The following is a 16,583-nucleotide window of genomic DNA, read 5'->3' as shown; positions in this document are numbered from 1 at the left end:
CCCTGTACAAATCATCAATTTCATTCGCACCGAGTCCTATTGATGATGTAGCATTGCCCCATAATCATTAAAGGTAAGCGCTATGTCTCAATGGATATCAGGTAAATTTAAATTATCGTTGCTGTCTTTCTTCACCCTGCTTGGGTCGGCCCATGCCGCAGATTTTGAAACCTGTAAGGTACAACTTGCCGCGAAGGCAGTGCAAAAAGGTGTCGCCCAAGACGTTGCAGAAAAAGTATTTGCAGATATTCACTACCAACCCAAAGTCATTAAACTGGATCGCAGCCAGCCTGAATTTGTACAAACCTTCCCAGGTTACTACGGCAAGCGTGTTACCACCTGGCGAATTAACAAAGGCCGGGAGATGTACGATAAGCATCGTGATTTCCTGCATCAGTTGACGACAAAGTACGGTGTTCCCGCTCATTATCTGGTCGCCTTTTGGGGGCTGGAAACCAACTTTGGTGGCTATAAAGGTACCATGAACGTACTGGATTCCTTAACGACCCTCGCCTGCGATGAAAGACGCAGTCGCTTTTTTACTGGCGAACTGATCACCGCAATAAAGTTACTGCAAAGAGAGTCTTTAGCCCAAGATAAAATGGTGGGTTCATGGGCGGGTGCCATGGGACATACCCAATTTATGCCATCGGCATATATGCACTATGCCATTGACGGCGATGGTGACGGGCAAGTCAACTTATGGGATAGCGAACAGGATGCTTTGGCCTCTGCCGCAAACTTTTTAGCACAATTAGGCTGGCAACCCGGTTATCGGTGGGGACGAGAAGTTAATCTGCCTGAGGACTTCGATTATCGGCAGGCTGGATATGCCAATAAACGCGCATTGAAGGAATGGAATAAGCTCGGTATCACTAAAGCAGACGGTACAGCGTTAGGTAACACCGACGAACTAGGCTATATCGTGGTTCCCGCCGGTCATACTGGCCCAGCGTTTATTGCCTATCCCAATTTCCGAACCATTATGCGGTGGAATAATTCTGAATTCTACGCCATTGCGGTAGGAAAACTGGCAGATCAAATTGCTGGCGAAGCGGGCCTTGTTAAACCACTGCCTGATTTACCGGCCTACAACAGAAGCGATATTATTGCGCTGCAGGCTGCTTTAAATAATTTAGGTCATGATGTGGGAAAACCAGACGGTATTATCGGCCCTGCCACCCGCGCGGGAATACGCGAATATCAAATCGACAATAACATGATAGCGGATGGGTTTCCCGGCTTAGCTATCATGACAAAAATCGGCGTATTACCGGAGACCGAAAGCCAAGGATGACCTTCGGCCACCCGCTGGCTAGTACATATGTTGCCCGCCATTTATGGATAAGGTAGAGCCCGTAATAAAGCCCGCTTCGTCTCCCACTAAAAAGAGTACGCTGCGGGCAATATCTTCCGGTTTACCTAGTCGGCCCACCGGAATGGTGGCGATGATTTTTTTCAATACTTCTTCTGGCACCGCCCTTACCATATCGGTATCCACATACCCAGGCGCAATAGCATTTACGGTGATCCCTTTACCCGCGCCTTCTAATGCCAAAGCTTTAGTGAAGCCATGGATGCCGGATTTCGCCGCGGCGTAATTGACCTGGCCATATTGCCCAGCTTGTCCGTTTACAGAGCCTATGTTCACGATACGTCCGAATTGATTGGCACGCATGGTATCAATCACTGCTCGACATGTGTTAAAACACGAGGCTAAATTGGTTTGAATAACGGCATCCCATTGCTCAAAGGACATGCGATGCATGGTGCCATCTCGAGTGATACCCGCATTGTTAACCAGTACTTCCACCGGACCAAAATCCTCGGTTATCTGGTCAATTGCTGATTTTGTTTTATTGAAATCTGAAACATCGAATTTAAATGCGGGGATAGCAGTTCGTTCCGTAAACGCCTTTGCCGCTTCATCGTTACCACCATAATTCGCTACGACTATATAACCTGCGTCTTTTAAAGCGACACATACCGCTTCACCAATTCCTCTGGTGCCACCTGTTACCAGTGCAACTTTGCTCATTTTATCTTCCTTTTTTGTTGACGTTTATTTGTACAACAAATTTAATATAAGCATGCATATGAAGATTTTGACAATTTTTAACCGGATCTAGATCAATAGTCTTTACGATGGCAAATTATCAAGAACAAATAGTCTTTTAAAAGTACATAATTAACATGGTGTTAAGGAAGATTCGACCCTACTACCTACGGAACTGGTCAGAGCATTAAGTTTTTGTGTCAGGCCCTTAGTTTTTTGGTTTTATCGATTTACCTGGGGTGGCCTCCATGGGACGATCGGGCCAGCGGTGTTTGGGATAACGGCCTTTCATTTCTTTTTGTACGGCGAAATAACTTCCCTGCCAAAAAGATCCAAGATCCGCGGTTTTCTGAATAGGCCTTCCTGCCGGAGACAGCAGTTCCACTGTCACCGTTTTTTGTCCATTTGCCAGAGTAATGGGGGCGTTACAACCAAACATTTCTTGTAACCGTACCGATAACAAAACTTCGCCATCGGCACGATAGGTTAGTTTTCGCTTTTCGCCTCCGGGCACCGTTAACTTAGGTGGCAGTAAGCTATCTAAGGCATATTGTTGACTCCACGGCAGTGACTCATGACATAGTGCCGACCACGGCAGCTTGGCTAAATCATCATACTGTTTGCAATGGGTAAGACGGGGAGTTAAGACTTCTGCGTCTATTAACCTAACCATGGTGTCCGCTTGTCGCCATGGCGGTGCTTCATCATAGGCCTGTGATTGCGGAAGATTAAGATCACAGGCCAGTTTGTAGCGATACCACCATTGCAAATCACTGGACGACAATGGTAAGTCGTTCATTTGCAATGAGCGGATCTGTTGGTACCAAGCTTCCCCCCATACCTTCGACGACACCTTTCCTACAGGCTCGCTAGATAGCACAATGGCGCTGAAACACACCACCTTACGCGCTTCCATCTGTTTTTTTGCAGCATTAAATGTAACCTGGGTACGACTTAAAAAGGCATCTGGGTAGAGTAATCTCAGATCGGTTTCGGTTATAGGCTCTGCCACGTCAATTTTGACATCACTGCCCGTTAACTGCCCAGACAATACCACCAACCAATCGTCATTGAATCTCTCACCCTGGGGCATCACAGCCCCTCGACCACAGGCCAATTTGTATTCCTGCTGCTGCCGTTTAAATGCCACTCGCTGGGGAAACGCCAGTGCCAAACACAGAGCAAGCAAACGCGAGGGTAACGCCGTTAATGACATGGAGAGGGTTATGGACAGCTTCGCGCTATAACGCTTGGCCTGACGAAGTACACGACTTTGGCTCCCTCCATCCAGGGTTTTGATCCCTTCAGACAAACACTTGGAGCTCATTAAGGCCAAGCTTTCTTCTGCCAAGGCCGCGCAAAAACAGGCAACCTGAGGCAGGTTTTCTAAATCTGGAGAAGCTGCCAACACTTGGGATTGATACAACATATGCGCCAGTGCAGGCGAGGTTGGAAAAGCCAGTAATTTTTTGCCGTAAGGGGTAATTTGATGGTGCGCATTTACTGCATTCATGGCTTTTAGCGATGCCAAACCCAATTCAATTTGTGTTTGTGAGGGTTGGGTCATTAGCGCCATTTCCGGCAAGGAAGTGCCCCATCCCAGAGCGTCTAGCAATAACGTAGAAATATCTTCCCGCTGAATTTGCGGAACGGGCTGTCTAGCAAGACGTGATTGCTGCTCTTCGCTCCATAAACGGTACACTTTTCCCGCTTGCAAACGCCCCGCCCTGCCTTTTCGTTGAGTGGCGGAAGCTTGAGATATCATTTGCGTAGTAAGCTGAACCAGACCGGTAGCGGGATGATATTTTGCAGCGTTTTCTAAACCCGAGTCCACCACCACCGTCACTCCCTCTATGGTTAAACTGGTTTCAGCGATATTCGTGGCTAGGATCACTTTTCGCCGCCCCCGGGGATCAGGCTTGATCGCCGCATCCTGTTCGCTTTTAGTCATCCGCCCGTACAAGGTATGGATCATCACATCTAATGAGGCGCGATTAGCGGCCAGGTGCTGCGCCACCTTTCGAATCATGGCAGCACCGGGCAAAAAAACCAGAATATCGCCTTCGTCAGTGGCCAGACTATTGGCCACCACCGATACCACTTTGCTTACCGTTTCTCGGGCTTCTGTATTGCCGATATATACCTCGGTGACCGGAAACTGCCGCCCTTCTGTGGTAAGTAATCGCGCTTGGGGTATCAGCGCTGTTATTTCTTCCACATCCAAGGTAGCCGACATCACCACCAAAGATAAATCCTCTCGAAGCCCCTCTTGGACCTCTAAAGCCAAAGCCAGTCCAAAATCACTGTGGATGCTTCGCTCATGAAACTCATCGAAAACAATGGCAGCAACACCACTTAGCTCAGGATCTTGGGTGATTCGCCGAGACAACACCCCTTCAGTAACTATCTCTAATCGAGTGTGAGCACTTACTTTACTTTCACCACGAATACGATAGCCTACGGTTTCACCCACACTTTCACCTAATTGGGCGGCCAAATAAGTAGCAAGATTTCGTACCACTACCCGACGGGGTTGCAGTAAGATAATTTTATCTGAGGTATGTTCTAGCAGCGCAAGGGGCAGAACGGTAGATTTACCCGCTCCAGGAGGGGCGCCCACAATCACGTTTTGCCCTCCAAGGGCCTTTACTAATGCTGGAATTAGCGTACTTGCAGGTAAATGGCTGTTCCTAACTGACATAAACGTCGTATCGACCTAATAGGGAAGTGTTAATCTGCTTATTTTACCTGCCTGTAGACCCATTGCACAAACGCAGATAACCCGACGTTGATAATTAAGGAGACACCTATGCGTTGTTTTATTGGCCTAGACTTAGGGCCCTCCACTAAACTGGCGCTTTGTGAATGGCAACAACGGGCCTTTCCGCAAGTAAAAAACCGAAAAGTCAGCAACGACTCGTTAGGATCATCCTTTCCTTACGCGATCCCTGCGGCCAATTATCATCTGACACTGTGCTTCTTAGGCCAGCTTTCCCCTCGGCAGCACGAAAGCCTGATAGCCAACTTGGATGCCATTTCTCACCCGCCCTTTTCCGTCACCCTTAACCACGCGGGATTTTGGCAACGGCCAAAAATATTGTTTGCCGCCCCCACAGAGACCCCCTCCTTGTTGCCCGAGCTAGCGAAGAAAATCCGAAAGGCCGCTAGAGGCGCTGGCATCGCCATGGAAAAGCAAGAATTCAAACCCCACGTGACTGTGGCTAGAAAAGCCACCAGCGAGCTTTTACCGCCATTAACCTTGCCAGAAATTACCGTGCCATTTGATGCCTTTCACCTATTTGAATCGGTTTCCACTTCCTCGGGGGTGTGTTATCCCATACGGCAATCTTGGGAACTACAGCCTGATTTATCCATTCGAGAGCGTTTACGGCAAGGCATCTATTAATTTCTTAACATTGGGGCTTTACAGCGCGCCTTTGCATGGGTAAAACAAAGGCATCAAAAATTACGTCAACGAAACTAATGAAACAAACTTATCGCCTAGTCATTGATTGCCCAGATCAAATTGGTCTTGTGGCCCGGGTTTCACAATTTTTAGCTGAGCACGGTGCAACCATTGTCGAAGCTAATCACCACACCGATTTACAAACCGGCCGTTTTTTCATGCGTCATGAAATTGGTGCAGATACTTTGCAATTAGGTTACGACGAATTCATACAGGCATTTACTCCTGTGGCGAACGAATTTCAAATGAATTGGCGCTTAACTGACTCTCAAGTTAAGCAAAGGGTCGCACTGCTTGCTAGCCTCGAATCGCACTGTTTGGTCAATCTGCTGCACCGCTGGCACACCGGAGAGTTAGCTTGCGATATTCCGGTGATCATTGGTAATCATCCGCAGATGAAGCAATTTGCCGATTGGTACAAGGTACCTTTCCATTGGGTAGACTTTAAAGCACTAGGTAAAGAACAAGCCTTCTCACAAATCGAAACCCTGTTAGATGAATATAAAATAGATTTGACCGTACTTGCCCGCTTTATGCAGATCCTACCCGACCATGTGTGTCAGAAGCTGCAAGGTAAGGCGATTAATATCCATCATAGCTTCCTACCTTCCTTTGCTGGAGCTCGCCCTTATCAACAAGCCTACGATCGCGGTGTGAAACTAATCGGAGCCACCTGCCATTATGTCACCAAAGATCTCGATGAAGGGCCGATTATTGAGCAAAGCGTCAAACGTATCAGCCACAGTGATTCCGCTGCCGATATGGTAAGAAAAGGAAAAGACTGTGAAGTTACCGCACTCGCCAATGGTGTACGATATCATTTAGAAGACAGAGTGATTATTCACCGCAACAAAACGGTGGTGTTTGCTTAAACAAAGGTTGGGACTTTGCGCTGAAAAAATAAAAGGTTAGGTTCGCAATGACGAACCTAACCGACAACCATTACAAACTCAGTACTGCCAGTTTTGCAGAACTATAAGGCGTACTTTCTTGACTGATCCACACCTCGTTATCCGGTCCGTGACATACTCCTTCAACCTGAGTAAATTCAGCCAATGGGAACACCGACTCAACGTCGTAATTTGCTGATACTACGGCCACAAAAGGCTTAAACATACCCAGTGCATTACTACGGTAGCCCACTAGCACGAACTGTTGTAGTTTGTCACTCCAATCGACGCCTGTTACCACACCTGGCAGCCCTTCTACATTGGCGATAGGGGTAAGTAACTGCTCACTTTTGTCTACATCCACTTGGTAGATATGAGAGGTTTCTGTACCCCAACTTTTTGAGAATATAAGTATTTTTCCATCGCGCATGGTCATGGCTTCACCATCGTAATCATGGCTATAAGGAATGTTCTCGTCGGTTTTATTGCCTTCATAGGCAACCCGAATAGTGGAAGAGACATCACCTGTGGATGCCGAAACCTGATATATTTTGAGATCTTTTCGCTTGCCGGCGTTATTGCCGATATCGCCGATATATAAAAACTCGTCGTCACCGGTTATGGTTTCCCAGTCTTTATTTTTGGCATCTAACGTTACTCTACCGGTGATCTCACCTTGCTTATCAATAACGAACAATTCAGGGGCATTACCAGAGTCGTTAATACTAAACGCGCTACCGTCACGACAAAAAAGGCCTGAGGTTTCACCTAAATCAGGGTTTAAGGTATGAACTTGAGTAACGGTTACCTGGGGGCTTGGTACCGAAGATACGCTGCAACTTGCAACAAAGAAAAAAGGAATAATACTTAAAAAATAACGACTCACCGGTTACATTTTCCATTTAAATAAACGAGTACACAGCTTTCACTGAAGTTCTACAAGGTGAAAACCAACTTATTGATAATACGAAAAAGCAGAATTTGTATATAAAGTCAGCGTAAACTGCTCATGCGTAGCAATCGCGTTGCAGAATTGATCCATCATAAATAATCCGCTTGTAACAGGACTTAGTATATACCAGTACCATTACAATAAAATGCCATTGGTCAAAACAATTGTGCCAGCCACGGCAACCAGAAGGAACTCACCGTGTCAGATCCCTTACTTAGTTTAGTCAGTGTCGGTGTCTTATCGATTTTTTGTCAATTTTTAGCCTATAAAATACGACTCCCCGCTATTTTACCGTTACTGATAACAGGCATTATTGTGGGGCCGGTGTTCAATGTACTTGATCCTGATGCCCTTTTCGGTGACTTATTGTTTCCTGTGGTTTCTTTGTCGGTGGCCATTATTTTGTTTGAAGGGTCGCTTACGCTTAAGTTTAGTGATATTGCCGGTCATGGCAACATGGTACGCAATTTATGCAGTATCGGAGTGCTTGTTACTTGGTTAGTGGCCGCCGTCGCGGCTCATTATTGTCTGGATTTATCATGGCAGTTATCGGCCTTATTCGGCGCCCTCGTAACCGTAACCGGGCCAACCGTTATCGTCCCCATGGTACGTACCGTGCGCCCTAAAACCAACCTTGCTAACATACTTAGGTGGGAGGGGATCATCATCGATCCTATCGGTGCCTTATTAGCAGTTTTGGTATACGAGTATATTGTGGCCTCTCAAGAAACCGCGCTACTGCACACCTTCATCGCCTTTGGTAAAACCGTAGGAATGGGCTCCTTACTTGGCTTAGCCGTTGGCTACCTTATGGGTGTCGCTTTACGTAAAAACGTTATCCCCCATTACTTGCAAAACACAGCGGTACTCACCGTTATTCTGGCAGTGTTTGCTGCCTCCAATTATGTAGCTCATGAATCCGGTTTATTAGCGGTAACCATTGCGGGTATGGTGCTAGCGAACATGAAAGGAGTAGATGTCGAAGATATTCTCGAATTTAAAGAAACCCTAAGTGTGCTGCTGATTTCTGGATTATTCATCATTCTGGCATCGAGACTTAATTTAGATGCGGTATTTGATGTGGGCTCAGGCGTACTCATTGTGCTTGCAGCTATCTTGTTTGTTGCACGACCCCTGTCTGTGCTGGCCTCATCCATGGGAACGGGGCTCAATTGGCGAGAAATGGCCCTGTTAAGTTGGATAGCCCCTCGGGGAATAGTAGCGGCCGCAGTTTCTGCTCTGTTTTCCCTAAAATTAGAAGAGATTGGCTACGAGGGTGCAAGTGTTATTGTGCCCATTGTGTTCATTGTGATTATCACCACCGTAGTCGTTCAAAGTTTGTCGGCAAAACATGTTGCCCAACTACTTAAAATGCGCGCACCCGCTCCCATTGGCTTTCTGATTTTTGGGGGAAGTAAATTTAGCCGATTACTGGCAAAAGAGCTTATCAAACATGATCTACCTGTATGTATAGCCGATACCAATTGGGACGCCATTAAAGCCACACGTATGATGGAAATTCCCGCTTACTTTGGTAATCCCATGTCGGATCATGCTTCACGCAAGCTAGCAATGGATACGTTTGGCACCGTACTGATCATGTCGCCCTATAAGCAACTTAATCCGATGATCGCGTATCACTTCGAATACACCATGGGCAAAGACCGTGTATGGGGCCTATCAAGCAACGAGCAAACCACTCGGCCTAGTCACCAGGTGAGTACCCAGTACGCGCAAAAGCTCACACTTTTTGATGAGGGCGTAACCTACGGATACCTCGCCTCGGCCATCGCCAAAGGTGCTGCGGTTAAAACAACGGGGTTAAGTGATGAATTTACGTTTGAAGATTATGAGAAAACGTATAAAGACCGGGCAATACCCTTGATCGCGTTAGATCAAAACAATCGCACTCATGCGTTTTTAGATGGTCAGTCTCTTGTACCTGAAGCAGGATGGAAAGTGATTAGTTTGGTGATCCCTACCAGCGAACCTGTGTGAAGATAAAACTGGCACCCTGCCCACGGGCAGAGTGCCGTTCCCTGGAATTAACGTGTAATCAAGCGCTCCCCTCTATTATTATTATTGGATGCGATTTTGTTTTTTTTATTCTTGAAGCACAACGTCGGCGTATATAAAGCAATAACAAGACCATAATTTAAATAATCATTAATATCAATTAGTTGAGTAACAATTGATACCCAATAGATGGTCTCACACATTATGGAGCGCACCACTACCGTGCAGTAGTTTGTTCAATGGCACCAACTTCGGTCAAAAGGATTTCATCACTGATATTGTCGCTTCCACCGCACCTTTATTGGCAATTAACACTTCATAACCTGCTTCCCCCGCTTTAATGGCTTCCTCGGGGCGTTGCAAATACGTTCTGCACTGAGATGTTAATCCAGCTTGATCATTAACAATGATCAACGCACCACTTTGCTTAAGGCTGTCGCAAATTACTGGGTTATTGTATGTGTAAGGCCCCATGATAATAGGCAATTTATGGGCGGCCGGCTCTAAAGCGTTGTGCCCTCCTTTGTCGGCTAAACTGCCGCCAACAAACGCCATGTTGGCAATCTCATAGGCTTTATTTAATTGCCCCATTTCATCAACCAGTACCACGTCAGCCTCCGATGTGATAGTGGGCGCATGGGAAGTGCACACAAGCTGTAGCGATTGATTTTCAATAAGCTTTTTAACACTGCTAAAGCGCTCGGGGTGACGAGGCACTAGGATCAACAGTAGGGTGGGAAAGTCGGGTTTAAGACTGATGACCGTATCGAGCAGTGCCTGTTCTTCACCTTCATGGGTACTCCCACCAATAATAATTGGACGATGATCTTTGTGTATCCCATGAAACGACGACTTATGGATGGTATCTGGCGCTTTTTGATCGAACTTTATGTTGTTGGTTAAGGTTAACTTACTCGGCGCTATTCCTAAAAAAAGGTAATTATCATAATCGCGCTGACCTTGAGCACACACATGACCGACTTTATCCAACATAGGTGTAAAAAGTAACCCGATCTTTTTATAGCGACGAGCTGAACGTGTGGTCATGCGCCCATTAATAACAACCACAGGAATGCTTTGTCGCCAACAGCAATGAATAAGGTTTGGCCACAATTCAACCTCAGTAATAAGCACCATTTTAGGGGCAACCCGCTTTAACATGCTATTCATGGCGATGGACACATCGTAGGGCAAATAAAAGTGGTTTACTCCATCACCAAAAATAGCTCTTACCCTTGCAGAGCCAGTGGCCGTTGTTGTGGTGATGGTGACTGAGGTGTTCGGTTCGTCTGCCATTATGCGTTTGATCAATACCGAGGCCGCAACAACTTCTCCTACGGACACACAATGAAACAAGTATCCCCCCTTATTTTGAGGCCTACTAACAATACCGAAACGTTCGAAGCGACCGTGCTCGCCAGTATGTTCTTTCTTTTGCTTACGAAACAGAAAATTAAGAAGTGCAAAGGGAATTAATACCAGTAGCAGTAAAGAATACAGATAGCGTACGGCCTCTTGCCTGAACGTCAACCGCGCGGCGGCCTGCTGTTTTGTCATCGTTGACTACGTCCTATAATAAAAATGGGGAGTATCTCATTACCATATCGCTCCTATTGTAATGACCTATGGATAACCGTCCAAGGCAAAACCGCTATATATGCCGTAAAAGCCAACAGCGACGAGTATTTTTAAGACTTACAAGTAAGTTACCTTGGCACCAATTCTAGGGGCGCTAAAACCAATCGTATTTAACTATTACAAAGATGAAATTTCATTATTAAAAATTCAGTAACCACTGTAGTACTGTGTTGGCATCACTAAGTTAACCTAGAAATTAAGAGCTTCTTAACGATGAAAACTGTTCTTGCCCTTATTACCACTTTTTTCTGTAGCGTCGTATTTGCAGATGACTGCGCCACAACCATAGAAAGCGCCGACACCATGCGATTCAATAAAGCCTCTATCGACGTACCGGCCCATTGCACTAGCTTCACCCTTACCCTGAATAATACCGGCACCTTGGCCAAAAACATTATGGGCCACAACTGGGTATTAACCAAAGCCTCTGATGCAAAAAGCGTCGTCAAAGATGGGGCGTCACAGGGGCTAGCAAATAATTATTTGTCACCCAATGATCCTCGGGTTATCGCCAATACGCGGATAACCGGTGGCAAAGAAAGCGCATCGGTGACGTTTGATGTCAGTAAATTAACCAAAGAGGAAAGCTACTTATATTTTTGTTCCTTTCCTGGGCATATGAGCATGCTTAAAGGAAGCTTACGACTTATCTAACCTAAAAGCCTTACATTCACACTCAATAACGTTGATCGTTAAGCTAGACATCAACGTTATAATCGTACCCCTTCTTATATTAAATGCGGCGTTTTTTAGCGGACTGAATTTATGCTGCTAAAATAAGGGGGCGAGGCGGTTTTTAACTGTCTTTGACTTGTACGTGTAAGGAAGTTCTATTGACCAAAGCAGCAAAGCCAGAAAATGAATTGGACAGGCTTAAAGCGTTACAACGCTTAGAAATTCTGGATTCACAACCAGAAGAAAGGTATGACCGCATTACCCGAATTGCCACGCAAATATTTGGGTGCACTTATTCATCTATTTCTCTTATTGATGCGCATCGACAGTGGTTTAAATCTGGCGTCAATTTAGGCATCAGCGAAACTCACAGAGATATCGCCTTTTGCGCGCATACGATTACCACCTGCGAAATGTTAGTGGTTCCCGATACACTTTTAGCCCCTGACTTTGCCAAAAACCCCCTTGTTACCGGCCCGCCACACGTGCGTTTTTATGCCGGCGTTAAAGTAGAGTTTGATGGCTACCCCATGGGCGCATTATGTGTGTTTGATGACTCACCTCGACAATTTAGTGCACACCATGAGTCGGTACTAAGAGATCTTGGCAAACTTGTAGAAGCAGAATTTGAGCGAGAGTCGCTGTCCATACTCTCTAACAAGCTTGCCGAGCAACAATTACAGTTAGAAGAAAAGCAAAAATTAACCCGTGTTCGCAGTGTTATTTTAGAACAAGTCGTGAACGCCGAAACCCTGTCTTTGGCCTTACATTACATAGTAGAAGCCATTGAAAGCGAATATATCAATCAGCGCTGCAGCATCCTGCTTTTAAAAGGGAATAAATTAAGAATGGGGGCCGCACCTTCACTTCCCGACTTTTACAATAAACTCGTGGACGGTATTGAAATTGGTATAGGTCAAGGTTCTTGTGGCACCGCTGCATTTACCAATAAACTGACGATCGCAGCAGATATCAGCCAGCATCCCTATTGGGAAGCCTGGCGTGATGTAGCAAAACAAGCCCATTTAGGATCATGTTGGTCACAACCCATCTGCGGTGTAAATGGCGAAGTATTTGGCACTTTCGCGGTTTATCATGACTCGCCGGCAGCCCCGTCTGAAGATGAATTAATTCGTATACAACAGTTTGCCCATATCGCCAGTATTGCTATTGAACGAGAACAGGCCAACGAAGTCATTTGGCGACAAGCGAATTACGATGTATTGACTGGGCTACCTAATCGCAATTTAATGGAAGAGCACCTCAAGCATGCAATAAAAAATGCCAACCGCTCACAAACTAAAGTGGCAGTGATGCTGCTTGATTTAGATAACTTCAAAGACATCAACGATACCCTTGGACACGACTTTGGTGACAAGCTTCTAATTGAATGTGGACGCAAAATACAAAGTTGTATTCGTCAAAACGACACCGTAGCTCGGTTAGGTGGAGACGAATTTGTTCTTATTTTTAGTGATGTTCTGGCCGACACCGATTTAGACCGCATTATACAGTGTTTACTAACTAGCATTTCTAGCCCTCAGATCATCGACCAAGAGCGTATTCATACCAGTGTCAGTATTGGAGTAACCATTTACCCTGATGACGCCAACGATGTCACCAGTATTCTTAAAAATGCGGATCAAGCGATGTATGGCGCTAAAGCTTTGGGTAAGAATAGCTATTACTTCTATACCAAAAGTCTTCACGATGAAGCGTTAAAGCGACTTACCTTGCTGAACGATTTACGCTATGCCATCGAAAATGAACAGCTGTATATCGAATATCAACCTATTATCAATTTGCAAAATAAAAGGGTAACCAAAGCAGAAGCCCTCATTCGTTGGCAGCACCCCACTAATGGCTTAATCCGACCCGATGAATTTATTCCTATTGCAGAAGAGTCGGGCTTAATTATAGAAATCAGCAATTGGGTGTTTCAACAAGTCTGTGATGATGTAAAAGCATGGCGTGAGCGTTACTGCCATGATTTACAGCTCAGTATTAATACCTCGCCGAGCCATTACTTTAGTGAAGAGCCAAATATTATGGACTGGCTTAATACTTTATTAGCCTCGGGTACGCCATCTGATGCCATTACGTTAGAAATTACTGAAAGCCTGCTTATGGATGCAGATGACAAAGTCTCGCAAAAGCTATTTCATTTTCGTCAAGCTGGCGTGAGTATTGCCCTAGACGATTTTGGTACTGGCTATTCATCGATTTCTTATTTGAAGAAATACCCTACCGATTACATAAAAATTGACAGAAGTTTCGTTCATTCGATGACAGAAGTGAGTAACGATAAAGTGCTCTGCGAAGCCATTATTTTAATGGCGAAAAAACTGGGTATCGAAGTGGTAGCCGAAGGTATCGAAACCAAAGAGCAACTGGCAATTCTTACCAGTATGGGATGCCACTATGGCCAAGGCTATCTATTTGCCAAACCCCTTGGCAAAAACGCGTTTGAGGCGTTTTTAGGGGAACATCAAGCTACAAACAATAATCCCATGTCGAAGTAGATGATTCCCGAGGCAAAAAACAGGCATAAAAAAACCGCTACAGTGTAGCGGTTTTTTTTAATACGTTGAGTGCTTACGCTTCTGCAACGATTACCAGTTTTACGGAAGTCATTACATCAGAGTGTAATTGCAGGTCAATATCGTATTCACCTGTTTCACGTAAAGTACCAGTAGGCAATTTAACTTCAGCTTTAGTTACTTCTACACCGGCAGCAGTTACTGCATCTGCGATGTCACGAGTACCAACAGAACCGAACAATTTGCCTTCATCGCCAGCAGGTGCTGCAATGGTTACTTCGCCAAGCTCAGCAACTTTATCAGCACGCGCTTGTGCAGCATTTAACTCTTCAGCGATTTTCGCTTCCAGATCTGCACGACGAGCTTCAAACTTTTCGATGTTTGATTTGGTTGCAGGAACTGCTTTTCCTTGAGGGAATAAGAAGTTACGTGCATAACCAGCTTTAACGTTTACCTGGTCACCCAGACCGCCAAGGTTGGCGATTTTGTCTAGTAAGATGATATCCATCTAAATTTCCTCTTTCGCCAATTACTTGTTGTGAGAATCTGTGTACGGCAGCAGCGCAAGGAAGCGCGCACGCTTAATAGCTGTAGACAGCTGACGCTGATATTTAGCGCTTGTACCAGTAATACGGCTAGGAACGATTTTACCGCTCTCAGTGATATAGTTTTTCAGTGTAGCAATATCTTTATAATCGATTTGCTCAACACCTTCTGCAGAGAAACGGCAGAACTTACGACGTCTGAAAAAGCGAGCCATGATTGATCTCCTTACGCGTTATCTTCAGTGGTTTCAGGTTTCTTTTCTGCGCGCTCAGTGCGAGGTGCAGAATCGTCACGACGCTCACGACGTTCTTCCTTCATCATAGGAGAAGGTTCAGTCACAGCGTTTTTAGTGCGCATAACCAGATTACGTAGGATCACATCGTTGAAACGGAAAGCATTTTCCAGTTCGTCAACGGCTTCAGCAGTGGCTTCAGCGTTAATCAGAACATAGTGTGCTTTATGAAGCTTCTCGATTGGGTATGCCAATTGACGACGACCCCAGTCTTCTAAACGATGAATTTCACCACCGTCTTGCTTCAAAATAGTGGTATAACGTTCGATCATACCAGGTACTTGTTCACTCTGATCAGGGTGAACCATAAATACGATTTCGTAATGACGCATTACACGCTCCTTACGGTTGTAGCCTCGACAGTACAGCCAGACTGTATGGAGACAAGGAACTTAAGTGAGATAGCTGTAAGGGCGCGCATTATATAGATCAATTGTTCACTACACAAGCAATTACAGCCAGTATTTTTACCGTAACAGAAAAGCCGATAACGGGCTGACTAGCTCACCACTAAAATCGTCACGCCCGCTAACGCAACCAGAGACCACACGACCGTGCTACGGTGAATTTTATCGCCCATTAGTGCAGCCACTCCAAGGGAAAATATGGCACTAGTGGCAATCAGGGTTTGCACTATGCCCGCTTTGGCATTGGCAAAGCCCAGCATCTGCAGATACATGGCAAATACGGTACCCAGCAAGGTGGCAACGCCAAGCATGCACCAGACCTTTTTTCCCGGGTTGTGCTTAGGCAACCAAGATTCACGTCGTAAACCCATCAACAAAACGACGATAACAATGCCGCCGGCGAGTCGCCAACACGCCGCCTCGGTAGCAGCCATCTCATAGCGGGTAAGAATATCGCGACTAATAACCGCTCCTACCGCCTGACACACTGCGGCCCCAGATGCGAACAAATAACCGGTAGAAGGTACAATATGAGGTGATGTCTTGCGGGTAGATTTGATCACCATATCAACGGACAAAATAACCACCGCCACCCCTACCCATTGCCATGCATTTAACCATTCGGCAATCCACGCCATGGCTAACAAGGCAGCAAAAATGGGAGCCAGTGTTTCTGTGACCAACACCGACTGGCTGTCGCCAATACGCTTTAAGGCTAAAAAGAAACAGGTATCACCCACGCCAATACCAATCACGCCACTTAACAATAACCAACCATAGGCACTCACGGGCAATGATGATGTAGGCACAAAAAACACACATATGAGGCCAAGTAGAATAAGTGTGACGACCCCTTTCCACAAGTTCATACAAAGGGCAGAGAAACCGCCACCGGCCTGACGGAATAAGCGCGCCGCAATGGCCCAACACAGCGCAGTAGAAAGAGCAGCTAGTTCGCCGATCATAATTGTCTTGATGTTAATTTGGAAAACCGGAATGCTACCAGAAAGCGAGGGCCGGTAGCACGTATTCTATGCTAAGCCTTTAGATATTCTCGTTACGTTCTGTTATTTACCCATACGTTACAAACACCACACCTGCTTAT

General features: G+C 45.7%; 14 protein-coding genes. 6 read left to right on the top strand and 8 right to left on the bottom strand.

The genetic code is table 11. The features are described 5' to 3' along the window. The first annotated feature begins 82 nt into the window (after window positions 1-82). On the top strand, window positions 83-1,297 hold the full coding sequence (locus KO501_RS10215) for a lytic murein transglycosylase (RefSeq protein WP_216029569.1): 1,215 nt from the start codon (window positions 83-85) through the stop codon (window positions 1,295-1,297). 18 nt (window positions 1,298-1,315) lie between these two features. On the opposite strand, the gene phbB is transcribed toward KO501_RS10215, so the two are convergent. Both phbB and hrpB read right to left on the bottom strand, forming a co-directional pair. Continuing rightward, a complete protein-coding gene (phbB, locus tag KO501_RS10210; protein WP_216029568.1) occupies window positions 1,316-2,038 on the bottom strand; it encodes an acetoacetyl-CoA reductase in 723 nt (240 codons plus the stop codon). 226 nt (window positions 2,039-2,264) lie between these two features. Continuing rightward, window positions 2,265-4,757: an ATP-dependent helicase HrpB gene (gene hrpB / locus KO501_RS10205; protein ID WP_216029567.1), complete on the bottom strand. Its 2,493-nt coding sequence runs from the start codon at window positions 4,755-4,757 to the stop codon at window positions 2,265-2,267. A gap of 108 nt (window positions 4,758-4,865) precedes the next feature. Here hrpB and thpR point away from each other — a divergent pair, with 108 nt between their 5' ends. Both thpR and purU read left to right on the top strand, forming a co-directional pair. Beyond that, window positions 4,866-5,462: an RNA 2',3'-cyclic phosphodiesterase gene (thpR, locus tag KO501_RS10200; protein WP_216029566.1), complete on the top strand. Its 597-nt coding sequence runs from the start codon at window positions 4,866-4,868 to the stop codon at window positions 5,460-5,462. Between the two features lie 77 nt (window positions 5,463-5,539). Then, window positions 5,540-6,394, top strand: a complete 855-nt coding sequence (purU, locus tag KO501_RS10195; protein WP_216029565.1) for a formyltetrahydrofolate deformylase — start codon at window positions 5,540-5,542, stop codon at window positions 6,392-6,394. A gap of 70 nt (window positions 6,395-6,464) precedes the next feature. Here purU and KO501_RS10190 read toward each other — a convergent pair whose 3' ends face one another. After that, complete coding sequence (locus tag KO501_RS10190) at window positions 6,465-7,298, bottom strand: hypothetical protein (protein WP_216029564.1); 834 nt, start codon at window positions 7,296-7,298, stop codon at window positions 6,465-6,467. Between the two features lie 264 nt (window positions 7,299-7,562). Here KO501_RS10190 and KO501_RS10185 point away from each other — a divergent pair, with 264 nt between their 5' ends. Continuing rightward, window positions 7,563-9,362 (top strand): sodium:proton antiporter, encoded by a 1,800-nt coding sequence (locus KO501_RS10185; protein ID WP_216029563.1) that lies wholly within the window; start codon window positions 7,563-7,565, stop codon window positions 9,360-9,362. Between the two features lie 273 nt (window positions 9,363-9,635). Here KO501_RS10185 and waaA read toward each other — a convergent pair whose 3' ends face one another. Next, complete coding sequence (gene waaA, locus KO501_RS10180; protein ID WP_216029562.1) at window positions 9,636-10,937, bottom strand: lipid IV(A) 3-deoxy-D-manno-octulosonic acid transferase; 1,302 nt, start codon at window positions 10,935-10,937, stop codon at window positions 9,636-9,638. Window positions 10,938-11,231: 294 nt separating this feature from the next. Between waaA and azu the strand changes: the two genes are divergently transcribed. Together azu and KO501_RS10170 are read left to right on the top strand one after the other, a co-directional pair. Continuing rightward, entirely contained in the window at window positions 11,232-11,672 is a 441-nt protein-coding gene (gene azu, locus KO501_RS10175) for an azurin (RefSeq protein WP_216029561.1), read from the top strand. Between the two features lie 179 nt (window positions 11,673-11,851). Then, the gene (locus KO501_RS10170; RefSeq protein ID WP_216029560.1) at window positions 11,852-14,215 is read left to right on the top strand and encodes an EAL domain-containing protein; all 2,364 of its coding nucleotides are present in this window, start codon (window positions 11,852-11,854) and stop codon (window positions 14,213-14,215) included. 73 nt (window positions 14,216-14,288) lie between these two features. Here KO501_RS10170 and rplI read toward each other — a convergent pair whose 3' ends face one another. The 4 genes from rplI to KO501_RS10150 form a co-directional block, all read right to left on the bottom strand. Next, a complete protein-coding gene (rplI, locus tag KO501_RS10165) occupies window positions 14,289-14,741 on the bottom strand; it encodes a 50S ribosomal protein L9 (RefSeq protein WP_216029559.1) in 453 nt (150 codons plus the stop codon). A gap of 21 nt (window positions 14,742-14,762) precedes the next feature. Continuing rightward, a complete protein-coding gene (gene rpsR, locus KO501_RS10160) occupies window positions 14,763-14,993 on the bottom strand; it encodes a 30S ribosomal protein S18 (RefSeq protein WP_070126454.1) in 231 nt (76 codons plus the stop codon). 11 nt (window positions 14,994-15,004) lie between these two features. Next, window positions 15,005-15,403, bottom strand: a complete 399-nt coding sequence (gene rpsF, locus KO501_RS10155) for a 30S ribosomal protein S6 (protein ID WP_216029558.1) — start codon at window positions 15,401-15,403, stop codon at window positions 15,005-15,007. A gap of 167 nt (window positions 15,404-15,570) precedes the next feature. Beyond that, window positions 15,571-16,443: a DMT family transporter gene (locus KO501_RS10150; protein ID WP_252728324.1), complete on the bottom strand. Its 873-nt coding sequence runs from the start codon at window positions 16,441-16,443 to the stop codon at window positions 15,571-15,573. Between the last annotated feature and the right edge of the window lie 140 nt (window positions 16,444-16,583).

The sequence above is a fragment of the Alteromonas sp. C1M14 genome (genome assembly GCF_018860965.1).
In the GTDB taxonomy this organism is placed as follows: Bacteria; Pseudomonadota; Gammaproteobacteria; order Enterobacterales; family Alteromonadaceae; genus Alteromonas.
This window is presented reverse-complemented; position numbering and strand designations above follow the sequence as displayed.

What these genes read in the sequence shown, in the direction of transcription:
- rpsF (WP_216029558.1), bottom strand. Translation starts at nt 15,403, where the DNA reads ATGCGTCATTACGAAATCGTATTTATGGTTCACCCTGATCAGAGTGAA.
- rplI (WP_216029559.1), bottom strand. Translation starts at nt 14,741, where the DNA reads ATGGATATCATCTTACTAGACAAAATCGCCAACCTTGGCGGTCTGGGT.
- thpR (WP_216029566.1), top strand. Translation starts at nt 4,866, where the DNA reads ATGCGTTGTTTTATTGGCCTAGACTTAGGGCCCTCCACTAAACTGGCG.
- waaA (WP_216029562.1), bottom strand. Translation starts at nt 10,937, where the DNA reads ATGACAAAACAGCAGGCCGCCGCGCGGTTGACGTTCAGGCAAGAGGCC.
- hrpB (WP_216029567.1), bottom strand. Translation starts at nt 4,757, where the DNA reads ATGTCAGTTAGGAACAGCCATTTACCTGCAAGTACGCTAATTCCAGCA.
- purU (WP_216029565.1), top strand. Translation starts at nt 5,540, where the DNA reads ATGAAACAAACTTATCGCCTAGTCATTGATTGCCCAGATCAAATTGGT.
- azu (WP_216029561.1), top strand. Translation starts at nt 11,232, where the DNA reads ATGAAAACTGTTCTTGCCCTTATTACCACTTTTTTCTGTAGCGTCGTA.
- KO501_RS10215 (WP_216029569.1), top strand. Translation starts at nt 83, where the DNA reads ATGTCTCAATGGATATCAGGTAAATTTAAATTATCGTTGCTGTCTTTC.
- KO501_RS10150 (WP_252728324.1), bottom strand. Translation starts at nt 16,443, where the DNA reads ATGATCGGCGAACTAGCTGCTCTTTCTACTGCGCTGTGTTGGGCCATT.
- rpsR (WP_070126454.1), bottom strand. Translation starts at nt 14,993, where the DNA reads ATGGCTCGCTTTTTCAGACGTCGTAAGTTCTGCCGTTTCTCTGCAGAA.
- phbB (WP_216029568.1), bottom strand. Translation starts at nt 2,038, where the DNA reads ATGAGCAAAGTTGCACTGGTAACAGGTGGCACCAGAGGAATTGGTGAA.